Raw genomic sequence first — 19,015 nt, forward strand, 5'->3', positions numbered from 1 at the left:
TCGAGTTGGGTAAAGACGGCAGCGGCGCCGGGGTGCGCTGAATGACGTTGCGCGACTATGCCATCCGCTATGGGTTCATCGTGCTGCTGTTGGGACTGGTCGCCTATTTCGCGATCGCCGCCGACGGGTTCGTGTCGCCGCAAAGTGCTGTCTTCATCTTCCAGTCGGTTGCCATCACCGGCGTGCTGGCGCTCGGCGTCACCGCCACCCTGGTTGTCGGCGGCTTCGACCTGTCGATCGGCTCGGTCGCGACCTCGGCCATGATGGCGGCGGCCTATGTTATGGTGGTGCTGGAGCAGAATGCGCTCGTGGCGGTCATCGCTTGCCTGCTGATCGGCGCCCTCGTCGGCCTGATCAATGGCTGGCTGATCGTCTACATGCGCGTGCCCGATCTCCTGGCGACGCTCGGCATGATGTTCCTGCTGGTCGGCCTGCAGCGCATCCCGACCGAAGGCCGCTCGATCGCCACCGGCATGACCATGCCCGATGGCTCGGTCGCCAACGGCAAGTTCTCCGACGCCTTCCTGGCGCTCGGCCGCCACCGCTTCGATTTCTTCATCCCGAACCTCATTCCGGTGTCGGTGGTCGTGCTTCTGGTGCTGGCGCTGCTGATCTGGTTCTTCCTCGAATACACGCGCTTCGGGCGCATGATGTATGCCGTCGGCTCCAACGAGCGCGCCGCCGAGCTCGCCGGCGCGCCTGTCAAGGCATACAAGATCTGGGCCTACGTTATTTCAGGAGTTTTTGCCTCGATCGGCGGCATTTTGCTCGCCGCCCGGCTTGGACGCGGCGACATCGCCTCGGGTAATAATCTGCTGCTCGATGCGGTCGCCGCGGCGCTGATCGGCTACGCGGTGCTCGGCGGCGCCAAGCCGAACGCCTTTGGTACCGCCGTCGGCGCGCTGTTCGTCGGCATCTTGCTGCAGGGCCTGACGATGATGAACGCGCCTTACTACACGCAGGATTTCGTCAAGGGCGTGGTTCTGGTCGTCGCCCTTGTCTTCACCTTTGCCCTTTCGGGCAGGGGCCGGAGATAGTTTCGGCCGGATAGGATTTTGGGCTCAACAAGAGTGGAGGAAAACAAGGTGAACATCACAAGAAGACTTCTGGGGAAAGTGGCGCTCGGGCTGGCCGGCGCAACCATGCTGATGCCGGGCGCATTTGCCGCTGACAAGCCGGCGCCGTTCGACAAGCCCGGCGTCAAGATCGCGCTGGTGCGCTATCTCTCGACTGGCGACTTCTTCCAGGCCTATCTCTCGGGCGTCGAGGCGCAGTCGAAGGCGCTCGGCATCGACCTGCGCGTGCTCGACAGCCGCCAGGACGCCGCCCTTCAATCCGACATGGTCGACCAGGCCATCGCGCTCGGCGTGCAGGGCATCATCATCCAGCACGGCCTGACGGAATCGATGAAGGATGCCGCCCAGCGCGCCGTCGATGCCGGCATCAAGGTGGTGGCTTTCGACGTCAATGTCGAAAACCCCAAGATCCCGCAGATCGAACAGTCGGACAAGGACCTTGCCCGCCTCGCCCTCGAACAGGCCGTCAAGGACAATGGCGAAAGCTGGAACGCCGGCTATGTCTATGTCGCCGGCATTGCCCCGCTCGACCGCCGCAACGAGACCTGGGTCGACGTCAAGAAGAAGTATGCCGGCATCAAGGAAGTCGCGATGTTCGGCACGCTCGACAATCCGATCGCCAACTCCGTCGCCAACCAGGCACGCTCGGTGCTGTCGGCCCATCCCGACATCAACGTGATGTTCGCCCCCTATGACGAGTTCGCCAAGGGTGTGAAGATCGCCGTCGATGAAGCCGGCCTGAACAAGAAGATCAAGATCTATTCGGCGGACATCTCGACCTCCGACATCGCGGCGATGCGCGAGCCCGACAGCGCCTGGGCGGCGACCGCCGCCACCAACCCGGCCGTCGTCGGCCAGGTCTCGGTACGCGCCCTGGCGCAGTTGCTCGCCGGTGAAGATCCCGGCCACAACGTCATCGTGCCGCCGACCCTGATCACGCAGAAGGAACTGATCGACAAGGACATCAAGAACATGGAAGACCTGTCGGCCAAGCTGCCGCAGTTCGCCCATGCCGATGTCGCCATGCCGGCCTGGATGCCGAACCCGAACGCGAAGTAGGCGCGGTTATCCAAGATAAAGAGGGCCTCGCCGTTCGCGGGGCCCTTTTTATGACATGGGGCCGATATCAGGGCCTCGCAGCCAGCCGCCTGACTTGGAAGCCGGTCTTGTTCTGCTCGAATCCGGCGCCTCGATAGAAGGCAAGTGTCGCCGGCTCGGTCGAGCCGGTGAGCAGCATGGCCTTGTAGCAGCCATGCTCCCACGCGATCGAGACCGCGCGTTCCAGGAGTGCGCGGCCGAAGCCGCGTTTGCGGCGGGACGCGGCTGTCACCACATTCTCGATCAGCGCGTAGGACATCCCGCCTCTGGTCAGGTTGGGAATCACGATAAGCGTGCAGGACGCCACCAGTTCGCCGCCATGCCAGCCGCCAAGCACGACACTGCCCGGATAGGCTGCAAGCCGTTCGAGGATAGTCTCTGCCTCTTGCGGTGACACGACAGCATCACCGGGGTTGAGGTGCTGGTAGAGAGCGGCCAGCGCAGGCAAGTCGGCGGCCTGGACAGCCTTGATCTCAAGGCCGCCGGACACCTTCTCGCCGGGCGCTGCCGCATTCATGACCGCTACCGCAGCGCCGCCGCGATGTTGCCGCCGTCGACCGTCGTCACATCGGCGGTCGTGCGGTCGGCCAGCGCGTGATGCAGGAAGGCCTGCGCCACGTCCTGCGCCGTCACTTCCTGGCCGAGCAGGTTGCCGGACATGTACTCCTTCTCCGATACGCCACGCGCGCCCGAACGGCTGGCGATCATGGCGTCCGTCAAAAGCCCCGAGCGGATGCGGTCGGCGTTGACCGCGTTCGAGCGGATGCCGTACGCGCCGTAGTCGAGCGCGTACTGCCTGGACAGGAACAGCGTTGCCGCCTTCGGTATGCCGTAGGCGCCGAATTTCGGGCCGGGATTGATCGCCTGCTTGGAGGTGTTGAACAGCAGCGCGCCACCGGTGCCTTGTTCCAGCATGATGCGCACCGCGTTCTGCGCCGCCGACTGATGGGCGAAGAAGTTGAGCTCGAAACTCTTTCGCAGCAGCGCGTCGTCGAGTTCGCCGATCCGTCCTTCCCAGGCGGCACCCGCATTGGACACCAGTATGTCGACGCCGCCGAACACGGCGACCGCTCTGTCGAAGGCTGCGCGCACCTGCGCCGGGTTGGTAATGTCGGCGCCGACGCCGATCGAGTTGTTGCCGGCTTTCTTCGCCGCGTCTGCCGCCTTCTCGCCGTCGAGATCGACGACGACGGCATGAGCGCCATTGTCGGCAAACAGCTTGGCGGTCGCGGCGCCGATCGCGCCCGCGCCACCCGTGACCAGCACAACCTGGCCGGTCAACGGCTTCGGCTTGTTCGAAGCGAGCTTGGCCTGTTCCAGCGACCAGTATTCGAGCGGGAACAGGTCGGCCTTGGACAGCGGATGGAAGTGGCCGACGGCCTCGGCGCCGCGCACGGCCTCGATCCACATCTCGCCGACATCGGAGGCGATCCTGGCATCCTTCAGCGTGCGCCCATGGCCGAACATGCCGAGGCCTGGAACCAGTGTGAGCCGCGGCATCGGATCAAGCATGGTGCGCTTGACGTCGTCGAGCGCGTCATTGGTCTCGAAGTAGGCGCGGTAGTCGCCGGCGAAGGCGTCGACATGGCTCTTGATGACAGCCTTGTAGTCGCCGGCCTTGTCGGCGTCGGGCGCCGGCACCGCCATCGGGCCGGTCTTGATGCGGATCGACAGGTCCGGCGTCGAGACGCCACGCCCCGCAAGGTCGGCGATCTCGGCGGAGTTGATGAAATCCACGATCGCGTCGGAGGTGCGGAAGTCGCTGATCATTCGGTCGAAGCGGCCTTCGCCGCGTGGCGCCGCGACAGCGCCGCGCAGCATGGGCGAGATCGCTCCCGGCGTCGCGAGCTTTGCCGGTAACGCCGCCTTCGTCGCTGCCGGCTTGGCATGCTTGGCGACATAATCCTCGGCGACGTTCACATAGTGGATCATCCGGTCATAGGCCTGCCTGGCGTCGTCGCCGAAGGTGAAGATACCGTGTTTGTCAAGGATCAGGCCGTCGACGGTAGGGTCGGCGTCGAAGACGTCGGCCGCCGCCTTGGCGAGGTCGAAGCCCGGCATGATGTAGGGCACATAACCCATCTTGGCCCCGAACACCTTGGCTACCAGCGGCTTCGAGTCCTCCTGGTCGACAATGGCAAGGATCGCGGTCGAATGGGTGTGGTCGACGAATTTGTGCGGCAGGAAGGCGTGCAGCAGCGTCTCGACCGACGGGTTGGGCGAGGAGGGATCGATGAGGTTCGCCCGCTGCAGCGCCACCATGTCCTCGTCCGAAAGCTTGTCCAGCTTACGCGCCTTGAGCAGGGCGCCCATCTTCACGGCGGGCAGGCCCTGCGGCTCGATGACGGCCATGTCCCAGCCGCTGCCCTTGACGCACAGCACGTCCCACTCATCGCCGACGAGGTCGGTCGCCTTGATCTTGCAGGAGGTGTTGCCGCCGCCGTGCAGCACCAGCTGGGGCACGCCGCCGAGCAGCCGCGTCGTGTAGACACGCAAGGCGAGGTCGCGGCCGATACCTTTCTTGGCGTAGTCGGCAACGAGTTTTTCGGCCACGTCGTCGTTCCACAAATTCTTCATGTTCGCTTCGTCCAGTTGCTGTCTTTTGATGGTGAAACAGGAATGCCGCGACGCCTTGATGACAATGCGTCGGCAAAGGGTTGGTTTTTCAGGATGCCTTTTCCGCTGATGCTCCGGCATGGTCGAGCAGCCGCTGTGCCATGTGCGCGCCGACCACGAGATGCGTGCAGAGGCCTCCGGCGATCGCCGCGAGCAGCGGCTCGAACTTGCTGTCTTCCTGCACGACCATCAGCCGCTTCTCGATGACGCGCAGCGAAGCGAGCCCGGCTGAGATGACCCTGCGGTTGTAGCTGCAGTCGAGCAGCTCGCCACTGGCATCGATGATCTGCCCGGCGATGACGCCAGCCGCGCCGTCCTTGCGCAACGCAGCCATCTCGACCGCCGTCAGCGCGCCGCATTTCACCAGATGGCTTTCGGCATCGACGGCGCCGATGGAGTAGAGCGCGAGGTCGCAGTCGCTGATCCCGGCAAGCTGGTCGCGGATCACCGGCTCGGAACGCAGGCCCTGCGCCAGTTCCTCGGTCGAGAGCACCAGGGGGGCGTAGAAATTGAGGCCCTTGGCATTGAGCCGCCGCGCGATTTCCATCGTGCACTGATCGGGCCGGTAGGAATAGGGCGCGCCGAGATTGCCGCAAAGCTGCACCACGGTCACGTCCTGCAGGTCGGCATAGGACATGATGTCGGCGATGGTGTAGACGGTGCGGCCCCAGGCGACGCCGATGCGGTCGCCTTTCCTGACGAGCTCCAGGAAGACGCTTGCCGCCAGCACGGCGATATCGGTCGAAGGGTCGGCGAGATAGGCGTTTTCGGGCGCAATCCAGACGGCGTCGAGCTTCAGCGCATCTTCTAGCCTGCGCGCCATGACGTCGTCGGTGAAGAGTTGCGTCGAGGTCGAGATGTTGACGATGCCGGTCTCGCGCGCCTTGCGCAGATACATGGCCACGGACGCGCGCGAAATGTTGAGTTGATTGGCCACTTCGTCCTGGCGAAGCCCATGGGCATAGTAAAGCCAGGCCGCCTTGTGGATGAGCTGTTCTGCCGGTCGGATCGCCATGCCGCCTCCTCGGCTGACATTAGTCACGGCTCTCGACAAAAGTCAAATTTGGATGCGCGGGAAGCGATCATCCGCCGACACGGCTCAATAGAGATCACCGTTCCACCAAGCCGGCGCAGCATAGCATTTTCGGCCATTGAGGGGGATGGCCTGATGAGAGGCCTGAGGTTAGAAAGCTCGAAAGGACTTGGGGAGGACGGGATGGCAAATCCCTACGAGCAGGATCTCGACCGGAACGCGGCCAACCATCAGCCGCTGACGCCGCTCACCTATCTGCAAAGGGCGGCCAAGACTTATCCCGATCATGTCGCCATCATCCATGGTAGCCAGCGCCTCACCTATCGCGATTTCTGGCGCCGCTCGCTGCGGCTTGCTTCCGCGCTCGCCAGTCATGGCATCGGCAAGGGCGATACGGTGACGGTGATGCTGTCCAACACGCCGCCGATGCTGGAAGCGCATTTCGGCGTGCCGATGACCAAGGCGGTGCTGCATTCGCTCAACACGCGCCTCGATGCCGCCGTCATCGCCTTCCAGCTCGACCATGCCGAGACCAAGGTGCTCATCGTCGACCGCGAATTCTCGGGCGTCGTCAAGGAGGCGCTGTCGCTGGCCAAGGTGACCCCGTTGGTCATCGACTATGACGACCCCGACTATGCCGCCGACGCGCCCTATCCCAAGGGCGAGCGGATCGGCGCCGTGGATTATGAAGCCTTTGTCGCCGATGGCGACGAAGAGTTCGCCTGGTCGATGCCCGACGACGAATGGGACGCCATCTCGCTCAACTACACCTCAGGCACCACGGGCAATCCCAAGGGCGTCGTCTATCATCATCGCGGTGCCGCGCTGATGGCCTACACCAACACCATTCATGCCGGCATGGCCAAGCACGCGGTCTATCTCTGGACCTTGCCGATGTTCCACTGCAATGGCTGGTGTTTTCCATGGACGCTCGCCGTCCAGGCCGGCACCCATGTCTGCCTGCGCTGGGTGCGGCCGAAGCCGATCTATGACGCCATCGCCGACCATGGCGTGACGCATCTGTGCGGCGCGCCGATCGTGATGTCGGTCCTGATCAACGCCAGGGAAGAGGACAAGCGCGCCTTTGCGCAGACCGTCACCTTCAACACGGCGGCCGCCCCGCCGCCGGAGGCGGTGTTGTCGGGCATGGCCGACGCCGGCTTTGCCGTTACCCATCTCTACGGCCTGACCGAAACTTATGGTCCCGCTGTCGTCAACGAATGGCATAGCGGCTGGGACGCGCTCGACAAGGGGGCGAGGGCGGGCAAGAAGGCGAGGCAGGGCGTGCGCTATGCCGCGCTCGAAGGCCTGACGGTGATGGACCCCGGGACGATGGCCGAAACGCCCGCCGACGGCGAGACCATCGGCGAGGTCATGTTCCGCGGCAACATCGTCATGAAGGGCTATCTGAAAAACCGCAAGGCGACCGACGAGGCTTTCGCCGGCGGCTGGTTCCACTCCGGCGACCTCGGTGTCATGCACGCCGACGGCTACATCCAGCTCAAGGACCGCTCCAAGGACATCATCATCTCGGGCGGCGAGAACATTTCCTCGATCGAGGTCGAGGACGCCCTCTACAAGCATGCCGCCGTCGCGTCGTGCGGCGTGGTGGCGCGCGCGGACGAGAAATGGGGCGAGGTGCCTGTCGCCTATGTCGAACTGAAACCGGGCAGGGCGGCGACGGAAGCCGAGATACTTGAGCATTGCCGCACGCTGCTCGCCCGCTTCAAGGTGCCGAAGGCGGTGGTGTTCGCGGAAATACCGAAGACCTCGACGGGCAAGATCCAGAAGTTCCGGCTGCGGGAGATGGCGAAGAGCCTCTGACTTCGTCATCCTAGGATGAAGCAGCCGCGAAGCGACGTCGCGGAAACCCTGGGATCGATGCCGTGACGTTGCGGCAATGCTCTGGCGGCGTGGAATGGCGGCGCCGAATGGTGTGCCGCCGATCCGTGTAACATCTTGATCCGCCTCATTCTTCGATTGACGTTGCGGTATGGATTTTAGGGTCTGCGCGCGTCGCTTTGCTCCTTGCTTCTCCCTAGAATGACGACTGGGTCAGCGCCATCGGCCAATTGCCAGCGCACTGCGACAGCCATCCAACACTGTCACCATATGTCACCAATTATACGTGTACGTCGATTTCGCGTTGACTCCTCGATGCTTTCGATTTACGAGTGACGAAAATTAAAATTCGTCACTCATCAAACGAAAGCACGATGTCCGAAGCTGCCAACATCTTGGCCGATGCCGCCCGACAGGAGAATGTGACGCGCATTCTCGACTGCGCCGAGCGCCTGTTCCGGCACTATGGCTACAGCAAGACCAACGTTGCCGACATTGCCCGCGAGCTCGGCATGTCGCCGGCCAACATCTACCGTTTCTTCGCCTCCAAGGTCGAAATCCACCAGGCCGTCTGCGGCCGGATGCTCGGCGCCAGCTACAAGATGGCCTACGAGATCATGCATCTGCCGATCAGCGCCGAGGAGCGGCTGCGGCGCTACATTCATGCTCAGTACAAGATGACGATGGAAGTCATGCTCGATGACCAGAAGGTCCATGAGATGGTCATCGTCGCACTCGAGCGCGACTGGGCCGTGATCGACAAACACGTCAACAGCATCCACGATCTGTTCGCGCAGGTGATCCGCGACGGCGTCGAGGCAGGCGAGTTCAGGCAGCAGGATGCTGAAGTCGCCTCGCGCTGCTTCGGCGCGGCGACCGTCATTCTGTGCCATCCGCAGATGGTCGCTCAGTGCCTCGCCAAGACCAACCGGGCGATGCCCGACGAGCTCATCGATTACGCCATCAGAGCCTTGAAATAGCCTCGGCCAGCCGGCCGCCGGTGTCGACAGTCCGTCTCCAGTCGGGAGTACCAAGATGTTTTTGTCCCGTTCCATCCTTCGCAAACTGCCGGCAGCCGGCCTGGTCGTCGCATCGCTTGGACTTGCCGGCTGCTCGCAGGAAAAAGCCGAGGTGAAGGACATCATCCGCCCGGTCAAGGTCGTCGAGATCGCAAAGGCGCATGACACCCGCACGCTGTCCTATTCCGGATCGGTACGCGCCCGCACCGAGAGTGCGCTGGGTTTCCGCGTCAACGGCAAGATCACCGAGCGCCTCGTCGACATCGGCCAGCACGTCGCGCCTGGCGACGTGCTGGCCCGCGTCGATCCCTCCGACTATGAACTGTCCGTCAAGAGCGCGCAGGCAGCGCTCGATGCAGCCGAGCGGCAGGTCGAGACCGTCGAGCTCGCCCGCAAGCGCGCCGAGCAGCTCTTCAACAGGAGTTTCGCGCCGAAGTCGCAACTCGAACAGGCGACGCTGACCTATGACCAGGCCGTCGCGACGCGCGACTCCGCTCGCTCGACGCTCGCCCAGGCCAGGAACCAGGTCGGTTATACCGATCTCAAGGCAGACAGGGACGGCATCGTCACGGCGGTCAATGCCGATGTCGGCCAGGTGGTCGGCTCGGGCACGCCGGTGGTCACCGTTGCCGTCGACGGCGAAAAGGAAGTGCTGATCGCGGTTCCGGAAATGGAGATCGCGCAGTTCAAGCCGGGCAAATCAGTCAAGGCGGGCTTCTGGTCCGACGCCGCGCTGGCGCTCGAAGGCAAGGTTCGCGAGGTCGCCGGCAGCGCCGACCCGCAGTCGCGCACCTTCGCCGTCCGCGTCAGCTTGCCCAACGACCCGCGCGTGCTCCTCGGCATGACCGCCAATATCGAGGCATCGGCGGCCAACGAAAAGCAGCTTGTGTCCATCCCGCTGAGCGCGTTGGCGCAGAAGGACAGTCAGTCCATCGTCTGGACGGTCGATCGCGGCGCCGACACGGTCCACGCCCGCACGATCAAGGTCGCCGAATTCGCCGCCGATGGCGTGCGCGTCGCGGAGGGATTGAAACCCGGTGATGTCGTGGTCGCCGCCGGCACGCAGTTCATGACCGAGAATCTGAAGGTGAAGCTCGCGGGCGGCATGCAACAGCAATCCGCCTCCGCCGAGAGCGACGACGCCAGCCAGCTGCGCTGACGACAGACAGGTCGGCCGCGCGTTCCCGCGGCCGCAGGTTTCCGGGCGGCGTGCCCGAAGGTCGAGACGTCAAGGCCGATGTACCCCCGCATCGATCCTCGCGTCCCACCGCGATGAGTGTCTCCGCGCTCGGAAAAGCTCGCCGCCCGGAAGCCAGTATCGAACGCAGATGATTTCGTTCCGCGCCAGGGCTCTCGCGAACCCATGCGCCGGCAACCAAGCAAAGTGGACCAGCACCGATGACGACCTCCACTGAAGAAAAGCGGCCTTTCAATCTGTCGCGTTGGGCCATTGGCCATCCTTCCATCGCGCGCTTCCTGTTTGGGTTGATCATCATCGCCGGTGCGCTCGGCCTGATGCGCATGGGCCAGAAGGAAGACCCCGACTTCACCTTCCGCGTCATGGTTGTGCAGGCCATCTGGCCGGGCTCCTCGATCCAGGAGATGGAGGACCAGGTCGTCAACAAGATCGAGCGCAAACTGCAGGAGACGCCGCATCTCGACTTCGTGCGCTCCTTCACCCGCGCCGGCAGCGCCATCATCACCGTGCAGATCAAGGGCGACACCAACGCCGCCGAGGTGACGGACGCTTTCTACCAAGTGCGCAAGAAGGTCGGCGATATCGCGGGCGACCTGCCGCAAGGTCTGCTCGGCCCCTATTTCAACGACGAGTTCGGCGACACCTTCATCACGCTGCATTCGATCAGCGGCGACGGTTTCTCCTATCCCGAGCTGAAGAAGTTCGCGATCCAGGCGCGCGACATGCTGTTGACGACGCCTGGCGTCGAGAAGGCCGTCATCATCGGTGACCAGCCGGAGAAGCTTTATATCGACGTCTCGTCCAAGGCTCTTGCGGAACGCGGCCTGACGCTGACCGACCTGCAGAACGCGATCAAGGGCCAGAACAATGTCGACCCCGCCGGCTCCGTCGACACCGGCGTCAATTCAGTGCGCATCTCGGTCGAAGGTGACGTCGCCAAGGCCGCCGATATCAGGGAATTGCGCCTGCGCGCCGGCGGTCAGGTCACCCGGCTGGGCGACATCGCCACCGTCACTTCGGGACTGGAAGACCCCTTCCAGCGCAAATACCGCTTCAACGGTCACGACAGCGTGCAGCTCGGCGTCGTCATGGCCAAGGGTTTCAAGGTCACCGATGTCGGCCAGGATGTCGAGGCGACCTACAAGCGCTTCGAAGAAACGCTGCCCTACGGCGTCTCGGTCGATCAGATTTCCGACCAGCCTGAAGTCGTCAGGGATGCCGTCAGCGAGTTCATGCATGCGCTCGGCGAAGCGTTGCTGATCGTGCTTGTCGTGTCGTTCCTGTCGATCGGCTGGCGTTCGGGCCTGGTCATCGCCATCGCCATACCGCTCGTGCTCGCCGCCACCTTCGCCATCATGTACGAGCTCGGCATCGACCTGCAGCGCATCTCGCTGGGTGCCTTGATCATCGCGCTTGGCCTGCTTGTCGACGACGCCATGATCGTCGTCGAGATGATGGAGCGAAAGCTGGAGGAAGGGCTGGTCAAGATCGAGGCCGCGAGCTTCGCCTATTCCTCGACCGCCTTCCCGATGCTGACCGGCACGCTCATCACCACCGCCGGTTTCATCCCGGTCGGCTTTGCCGCGTCGACCGCCGGCGAATATGTGCGCACGCTGTTCTATGTCGTGGGTATCGCGCTGATCGTGTCCTGGTTCGTGGCGGTCTATTTCACGCCTTGGCTGGGCAACATGATCCTCAAGCAGCGCAAGCATGCCGGCAGCCACCACGATGTCTTCGACACGCGCTTTTACCGCCGGCTGCGCTCTACCGTCGGCTGGGCCGTGCGCCACCGCATCATCGTGCTGGTCATGACGCTGATGACCTTCGCTACCAGCCTGTGGGCCTTCCAGTTCATTCCGCAGAACTTCTTTCCGCAATCGTCGCGTCCGGAAATCCTCGTCGATCTCTGGCTGCCGGAAGGCACCTCGATCAAGGAGGTCGAGAACCAGGCCAAGGCGCTCGAAGCCAAGATGATGGACGACAAGGACAAGCGCTTCATCGCCACCTATATCGGCGAAGGCGCGCCGCGCTTCTTCCTGCCGCTCGACCAGCAATTGCGCAATCCGAACTTCGCCCAGATGCTGGTCATGGCCAATGACGAGCCGGCCCGCGAGCGGCTTATCGTCAAGCTGCGCACCATTCTGGCGCAGGATTTCCCCTCGATCCGCGCCAAGGTCGATCGCCTTTTCCTCGGCCCGCCGACCGGCTGGCCGGTGCAGATGCGCGTCATGGGTCCGGATCGCCAGGAAGTGCGCCGCATTGCCGATCAGGTGAAGGCGAAGTTCCGCGAGGATCCGCTGCTGGGCGCCGTGCATGACGACTGGCTGGAGCCGGTGCCGGCGATGAAGCTGGTCATCGACCAGGACCGCGCCCGTGCGCTCGGCGTCACCTCGCAGCGCATCCGCCAGATGCTGCAGGCCGCGATGTCCGGCGCGCCGCTCGACGACTTCCGCGACGGCGAAGAGACGGTGTCAATCGTCGCCCGCGAGCCGGATGTCAGCCGCAGCCTGCTGTCCTCGGTCGACTCGGTCTATATCCCGACCGATTTCGGCGGCTTCGTGCCGCTGTCGCAGGTCGCCAAGGTCGTGCCGGTGATGGAGCAAGGCATCGAGTGGCGCCGCGACCGCCTGCCGACGATCAGTGTGCGCGCCACGCTGCCCGACGGCGTGCAGTCCAACGACGTCGTCACCAAGATGTACAAGGACATGCAGGGCCTGCGTGACGGCCTGGCGCCCGGCTACAAGATCGAGATCCAGGGTGGTGCCGAGGATTCGGCTGAAAGCCAGGCCTCGATCGCCGCCAAGGCGCCGATCATGCTGGCCATCATCGTCGTGCTGCTGATGATCCAGCTGCAGAATTTCGGCAAGGCGATGCTGGTGCTGGCAACCGGTCCGCTGGGCATCATCGGTGCGGCCGCGGCACTGCTGATCAGCGGCGCGCCGTTCGGCTTCGTCGCCATTCTCGGCGTCATCGCGCTGCTTGGCATCATCATGCGCAACTCGATCATCTTGGTCGATCAGATCGATCAGGACATCGCCACCGGCATGGACCGGTCCGAGGCCATCATAGGCTCGGCGGTTCGCCGCTTCCGGCCGATCGTGCTGACGGCGATGACGGCGGTGCTGGCGCTGATCCCGATCTCGCGCGCCGTGTTCTGGGGCCCGCTCGCCTACGCCATGATGGGCGGCATTCTGGTCGCCACCGTGCTCACCATCCTGGTGCTGCCGGCGGGCTACGCTCTCTTCTTCGGCCGTGAGCCGAAGAAGGTGAGCGCGCCGGCGGGCGAGGCCGTGCAGGACAATGAAAGGCCGCCAATCGCACTCGCGGCCGAGTAGGACAGAACGGGGAGGCAAAGCGCTCTCCGGATTGCGCCCTGCCGGGCATACCCCTAGGGATAGTGCTCGCGCGGTGATTGCCACTGCGCCGGGCTCTCCTTGGGGATTTCTATGAAGCTGTTGCATTTGCCTGTCGTGATCGCCGTGCTCGCGGCACCCGCCATTGCGCGGGCTGGTTCGATCGAGGGGGAGTGGCGGACAGCCGATACATCCATCGCCCGCATCGCTGCGTGTGGCGACCGTTTCTGCATCGTCATGAAGACCGGCGACTGGCCGGGCAAGGAGATTGGCCGGCTCGAGGCGGTGGGGTTTGACAATTACGTAGGCACGGTGACCGATCCGCGTGACAACAAGACCTATTCCGGCCGTGCAACGCTTGCTGGCAACACGCTCAAGCTCACCGGCTGCGCGCTCAAGATCTTCTGCCAGACCGAAGTCTGGTCTCGCCGATAGGCTTGTCGCAAAAAGCAAAAGCCCATCCCGCATTTGGCGGAATGGGCTCGTATCGGATCGTCAGGGCGTGTCGAAGTTTGGACGCGCCCATCCTTCGACCTGCCTCAGATGACGAAAAACCAGTTGGCCAGCAGCATCACCGCGACGCCGGCGACCAGGGTCAGGTAGGGCAGCATGCCAGCCTTCTTGACCGAGAGATCGGCTCCCGCCATGCCGAGGTCGGCCAGCATGTGCTCGGGGAATTTGCCCTTGTCTTGGACATAGTGGCGGAAGCAGAACACCGGGATGATCAAGGCAGCCGTGATCAGCCCGGCCCACAGTGCCATCGGGTTCCACACCTTGGCGCCGGCGCCCATGAAGATGGCGTTGACATAGGCGAAGACCGCCCCGATGCCCAGCAGCCAGGTCGGTGCCTTCCAGGGACGGTTGATGTGGCCGTTGTCGATGCGATGGATCCAGCCGGCATTGAGGTTGAGGAAGTTGAAGATGATGTAGCCGCAGTTCGATACGGCGAGGATGAAGAAGAAGCTCGTCGCGTCGGCCGAGGCGATGGCCAGCACGATCAGGTTGAAGCAGAGGTCGGTCCACATTGCCCGCGTCGGCGCGCCATGTTCGTTGACGTGGCTGAGATAGCGCGGCAGCCAGCCGTCGACCGATCCCTGGTAGAGCGTGCGCGAGGAGCCGGCCATCGCCGTCATGATGCACAGCACCAGCGCCAGGATCATCAGCATGACGAGCAGGCTGTGGATCAGCCTGCCGCCGCCGACCATGCCGGCCAGCGCGTCGGCGACGCCGGAGCCGTCGACGATCGGCGTTGCCAGCATGCCGTTCAGGCCCAGCACGCCCTGGAAGGTGAAGGGCACGAGGATGAACAGAAGCATGCACAGCAGACCGGAGTAGAAGATGGCCTTGAACGTGTCGGTGCCGGGGTTCTTGAACTCCGACGTGTAGCAGACGGCGGTCTCGAAGCCGTAGGTCGACCACGCGGCGATGAACATGCCGCCGAGCGCCAGCGTCCAGCCGGCGATGTTCCAGGAGCCGGGCTCGGGGGCATAGGCGGCGGCAAGCGGTACCAGCGGCGAGAAATTCGCCCAGTCGATCTGGCCGGTGAAGATCGGCACCACACCGACGATCAGCATCGGGATGATGACCAGCAGGCCGATATATTTCTGCACGCTGGCCGTGCCGAGGATGCCGCGATGCTGGATCGAGAAGATGATCAGCATCAGCACAGCACCGATGAAGAAGGTGGCGTTGAAGGTGAAGGACACCGGGCCGAGCGTATGGCCCCACAGCGACCAGGTGCGGATGGCGGGCGTCGCTGCCGCCGTAACCGCGGTGATGGCGTCGGCGGGCGCGGTTCCGGCATGCGCGGCGATATACGCCACCACTTCGGGCGAGGTGTCGGTGAAGATCGGCACCGGCGCAAGCGCGTTGAGGATATAGGCCGCCGCGATCGAGCAGCCCAGCGACAGCACGGGCGTCCAGGCGAACCAGTTGCACCACACCGAAAGCGGCGCGATGAACTTGGAATAGCGCAGCCACGCCGTGGCGCCGTAGATCGAGGCGCCGCCCGACTTGTTCGGGAACAGGCCGGCGATTTCGGCATAGGTGAAGGATTGCAGGAAGCCCATGATCATGGACACCGTCCAGATCAGGAAGGCCAGCTTTCCCGTCGTGCCGGCAATGCCGCCGATCGAGAACAGGACCAGCGCCGGAACGCCGCTCGCCACCCAGAAGGCGCCACGCCAGTCAATATGCCTGAGCAGCTTGCTTTCCGCAGACTGCTCCATGGCCGTGCTTATCGTGCTCATGTCGATGAGTTCCCCTTTTCGATGTTCCCCGCCAGCGATGCCTCGGCTGCGCGAAGCTTGCTCCCCGGCAAATGACCGTCCAACCGCGGTGTTTCCACTCAGTCGTATTTTTTTCTTAAGAGTGAAGATTGATCCGACGCGCTTTCACGTCAAGCGATTTGTGAAACAGTGCACATCACGCTTGCGAAACATCGATCCAACCACCCGCCGGTGGCGGCCGGCGGGAGGTCGGACCAGCCTTGGGAGGCTTTTCAGGGCAGGTCCAGCGGACGCGGTCTGGCGTCTGCTTGAACCGTTCTAGGAGCGCGGTTTGGTCTTCTGCGGATCGTAATGCGCGAAGCCCACGACCCGCGCCGGCAGCCGCTTGGCATGGCCGTCGAGCTTGCCGATCTCGACCTCGGTGCCGATCGCGGCGTGGGTAACGTCGAGCCGCGCCAGTGCGATGTTCTTGTTCAGCACCGGCGAGCGCATGCCCGAGGTGACGACGCCGATCTGGGCGCGCCCGACATGGACGCAATCGCCATGGCCGACGGCGACATTGCCGTCGATGTCGAGGCCGACCAGTTTCGTCTGCGGATGCTCCTTGCGCCGGATCAGTGCTTCACGGCCGATGAAATCATCCGTCTTGGTCTTCAGCGGCACGGTGAAGCCTATGCCGGCCTCGAACGGATCGGTCTGGTCCGAGAATTCGTAACCGGCAAAGATCAGGCCGGCTTCGATGCGCACCATATCGAGAGCCTGCAGGCCCATCGGCTTCAGCCCGTGCGGCCGACCGGCTTCCCAGATGGCGTCGAACACTTTTTCGGCGTCGCGCGGATGGCACCAGACCTCGTAGCCGAGCTCACCGGTATAGCCGGTGCGCGAGACGACGACGGGAATGCCGTTGCCGCCGCCGATGCGCGCGACCGCGAAGCGAAACCACTCGAGTTCCTCTATCGAAGGCTGCAACGGCGAGGTCCAGATGACTTCCTTCAGGATGTCGCGGCTCTTCGGTCCCTGCACGGCGACATTGTGCATCTGGTCGGTCGACGAGCGCACCAGCACGTTGAGGCCAAGCTTCTTGGCCTGCTCGCGCAACCATTCGCCGGACAGATCGTCACCGCCGACCCAGCGGAAATTGTCCTTGCCGAGCCGCAGAAGCGTGCCGTCGTCGATCATGCCGCCATGCTCGTAGCACATGGCTGAATAGACGACCTGGCCGACGCCGAGCTTCTTGACGTCACGGGTCAGCGTGTATTGCAGCAGTGCTTCGGAATCCGGGCCGGTGACCTCGAACTTGCGCAACGGCGACAGGTCCATGATCACCGCATCCTGCCGGCAGGCCCAGTATTCGGCGATAGGTCCTTCCTTGGCGAAGGAATTGGCCAGCCAGTAGCCCCTGTATTCGGCGAAGTTGCGTGTGTGCTTGGCAAAGCTCTGGTGAAAGGCTGTCTCGCGGGTCATTTTCGGTTCCGAATCGGGCGTCATGCGTCTGGCGATCGCTCGCGAGAATTTGTGCTGGCCGGAATAGGTCCGCACGTGGATGTCGGTCAGGTCCCAGCCATTGGCCGGGGTCGTATCGTCGGGGCAGGCGGACGAGACGCAGACGATGTCGGTCAGCGCGCGCAGCAACACATAGTCGCCGGCGCGGGACCACGGCTCGTCCGACACCATCACGCCATGCGCGTCGATCGCCGTGTTGAAAAAGAAGTTGATCGCCATCCAGCCCGCGCGGGCATTCACGCCTTTGCCGGCAAGCGCGCCGTTGAAATTCTCCGAGCAGTTTGTGTGGCCGGGATAGCCGATGTCGTCGTAATATTTCGCGGCACAGGCGAGTGCGAATGCATCGTGGCGGCCGCATGTGTCCTGGATAACCTCGACCAGCGGCTCCATGTCCTGGTCGTAATATTTCGAATGCAGGCCGGGCATCGGGTAGCTCGCACCCATCAGCGTGCGCGTCGTCGTCACGTCGAGCGGATGGTCGAGACCCTTGTCGAGCTTGCGCGCCGAGAAGCACTGGAAGTCGGTGCACTGGCGCCCGTCGACATCGATGATCTGCAGATAGTCGCCGGCCTTGACGAAGTAGGATTCCGCCGTCGCCGACTTCACCCTGAGATCGAGCACGGGATCGGCAAGCGGATCGCCAAGCTGGCCCCTCGTCTTCAGCCGGATCGTGGCGCGGCGCACGAGGACGGTGAGCGGCGTCGCCGTGTCGTGACCGTCGACCAGCATTGGCCCGCCCGGCGCCGCGACCAGCATGGCACCATGACGCGCGACGGTGAAAGTCTGTTCCGTACCAGCCGGCGTGGCGGCGCCAAACACGCGCACCGCCTTTGCCTGGTCGAACTGCACATGCCGGCCCTCCAGGCCGCGCCGCAGCGATGCGATACTGTCGTCGCCTTCTGCGAGCAACGCCTTGATGCCGGCGGCGTTGCTGTTGGATTTCTCGCCGAGAATGCCGGGATCGGTGACGCCTGACTTGTCCCAGGCCAGCAACTCGCAGGCCTGGCCGCCTTCGGTGTTGCGCACGGCGATCGTATCGCCGGCCTCGACCTCGATCAGCACCGCGCCATTGCCCTGGATCGTATAGCGCTCCACCCCCGGCGGCAGCGCGATCTGGCCGGGCCTCAGGATGAGGCTTGGCCTTGGCGGTCCGGCGGCGACAGCGGGGTAGGGCGACTGGCTCATCTCAGCCTTGCGGTTCGAGAAACAAGGTTGCCTGTGTGTAAAATTATTTTAGCAGCAAGAATAGCAGTGCGATGGCGTTTGGCAAGAAGGTGGTGTCGTCATTGCTGTCATTCAGGTAGCCCCTTGCCGATCGGCCTGGTTTGCGAACGTCAGCGCCGCCCCTCATCCGGCAGGGCAATGAGCGACTATCTGTTGTGTCAAGTTGCATTTGCGAACTCCACGCGCGCATCGCGTGCTTTTGCATTGAGGATGACGAGGAGTTTTCGGGCCAGCGCCATGCGAATGACCATTTTGGTTTTGCCAGCCTTTTGCAACCGTTCGGCGAAAGCGTGCAGATGAGGATCGTACCTGGCGACGTGCCGGGCAATGATAAAGAGAATGCCACGCGGCCCGGCGCGACCACCCCGAATGTTACGAGGTCCCTCGCGTTTGCCGCTATCGTTGGCGAAGGGCGCGAGCCCCACCAGTTTGGCGATGGCCTTGTTGGAGACAATGCCGATCTCGGGCACTTCCGCCAGCAGACGGGCAACGGTGCGGTCAGCCAGGCCTTTGAAGAAGCGGAATGTCTTGTCGAGCTTGGCCCACAACGGGTCGTCGTCAATCAGCGAGGCCACCTCGCCAGCCAGCCGCTTCTCCTCGCGCTTGAGGCAGGTCAGCACCGTGGAGAGACTGGCCAGCGTCTCGGCGTCGGTGGTGGCGCTCTTGCGCTGCTTGTTGACGGTGATGTCGCCGGTGACCTGGGAAAGCCTGGAAACCAGGGCTCTCAGTCGCTGCTGCGCGGCACTGGGCGGCGCCGTCGGCACGATCTGCTTGACCGACGCGTAATGGGCGATCACGGCCGCATCGATGCGATCGGTCTTCTCG

General features: G+C 63.7%; 13 protein-coding genes. 7 read left to right on the forward strand and 6 right to left on the reverse strand.

Annotated features, from left to right (window positions below; translation table 11 throughout):
• The first annotated feature begins 41 nt into the window (after positions 1-41).
• Together FJ967_RS06130 and FJ967_RS06135 are read left to right on the forward strand one after the other, a co-directional pair.
• Positions 42-1,037 carry an ABC transporter permease gene (locus tag FJ967_RS06130; protein WP_140730796.1) on the forward strand — a complete coding sequence of 332 codons (996 nt, stop codon included), beginning with the start codon at positions 42-44 and terminating at the stop codon, positions 1,035-1,037.
• Between the two features lie 48 nt (positions 1,038-1,085).
• Positions 1,086-2,135 carry a substrate-binding domain-containing protein gene (locus tag FJ967_RS06135; RefSeq protein WP_140730797.1) on the forward strand — a complete coding sequence of 350 codons (1,050 nt, stop codon included), beginning with the start codon at positions 1,086-1,088 and terminating at the stop codon, positions 2,133-2,135.
• 67 nt (positions 2,136-2,202) lie between these two features.
• On the opposite strand, the gene FJ967_RS06140 is transcribed toward FJ967_RS06135, so the two are convergent.
• The 3 genes from FJ967_RS06140 to FJ967_RS06150 form a co-directional block, all read right to left on the reverse strand.
• Complete coding sequence (locus FJ967_RS06140; RefSeq protein ID WP_140730798.1) at positions 2,203-2,691, reverse strand: GNAT family N-acetyltransferase; 489 nt, start codon at positions 2,689-2,691, stop codon at positions 2,203-2,205.
• A 5-nt stretch (positions 2,692-2,696) separates the two neighbouring features.
• Positions 2,697-4,751 carry a bifunctional aldolase/short-chain dehydrogenase gene (locus FJ967_RS06145; RefSeq protein WP_140730799.1) on the reverse strand — a complete coding sequence of 685 codons (2,055 nt, stop codon included), beginning with the start codon at positions 4,749-4,751 and terminating at the stop codon, positions 2,697-2,699.
• Between the two features lie 88 nt (positions 4,752-4,839).
• Positions 4,840-5,805, reverse strand: coding sequence for a sugar-binding transcriptional regulator (locus tag FJ967_RS06150; RefSeq protein WP_140730800.1), 966 nt, complete (start codon positions 5,803-5,805; stop codon positions 4,840-4,842).
• A 201-nt stretch (positions 5,806-6,006) separates the two neighbouring features.
• Between FJ967_RS06150 and FJ967_RS06155 the strand changes: the two genes are divergently transcribed.
• From FJ967_RS06155 to FJ967_RS06175, 5 genes are all read left to right on the forward strand, one after another.
• Positions 6,007-7,647 (forward strand): acyl-CoA synthetase, encoded by a 1,641-nt coding sequence (locus FJ967_RS06155; RefSeq protein WP_140730801.1) that lies wholly within the window; start codon positions 6,007-6,009, stop codon positions 7,645-7,647.
• A 392-nt stretch (positions 7,648-8,039) separates the two neighbouring features.
• Entirely contained in the window at positions 8,040-8,645 is a 606-nt protein-coding gene (locus FJ967_RS06160; protein WP_140730802.1) for a TetR family transcriptional regulator, read from the forward strand.
• Positions 8,646-8,700: 55 nt separating this feature from the next.
• Complete coding sequence (locus tag FJ967_RS06165) at positions 8,701-9,843, forward strand: efflux RND transporter periplasmic adaptor subunit (RefSeq protein WP_140730803.1); 1,143 nt, start codon at positions 8,701-8,703, stop codon at positions 9,841-9,843.
• A gap of 239 nt (positions 9,844-10,082) precedes the next feature.
• Positions 10,083-13,217 carry an efflux RND transporter permease subunit gene (locus FJ967_RS06170; RefSeq protein ID WP_140730804.1) on the forward strand — a complete coding sequence of 1,045 codons (3,135 nt, stop codon included), beginning with the start codon at positions 10,083-10,085 and terminating at the stop codon, positions 13,215-13,217.
• 111 nt (positions 13,218-13,328) lie between these two features.
• Positions 13,329-13,670, forward strand: a complete 342-nt coding sequence (locus tag FJ967_RS06175) for a DUF2147 domain-containing protein (protein WP_140730805.1) — start codon at positions 13,329-13,331, stop codon at positions 13,668-13,670.
• 104 nt (positions 13,671-13,774) lie between these two features.
• On the opposite strand, the gene FJ967_RS06180 is transcribed toward FJ967_RS06175, so the two are convergent.
• The 3 genes from FJ967_RS06180 to FJ967_RS06190 all read right to left on the reverse strand — a co-directional run.
• Entirely contained in the window at positions 13,775-15,484 is a 1,710-nt protein-coding gene (locus FJ967_RS06180; RefSeq protein WP_140730806.1) for an APC family permease, read from the reverse strand.
• Positions 15,485-15,781: 297 nt separating this feature from the next.
• Positions 15,782-18,151, reverse strand: coding sequence for an aminomethyltransferase family protein (locus FJ967_RS06185; RefSeq protein WP_140730807.1), 2,370 nt, complete (start codon positions 18,149-18,151; stop codon positions 15,782-15,784).
• Positions 18,152-18,348: 197 nt separating this feature from the next.
• The coding region (locus tag FJ967_RS06190) for a transposase (RefSeq protein ID WP_140730808.1) at positions 18,349-19,015 on the reverse strand (667 nt) is incomplete at its 5' end.

This window comes from Mesorhizobium sp. B2-3-4, from assembly GCF_006442315.1.
Classification (GTDB): Bacteria; Pseudomonadota; Alphaproteobacteria; order Rhizobiales; family Rhizobiaceae; genus Mesorhizobium.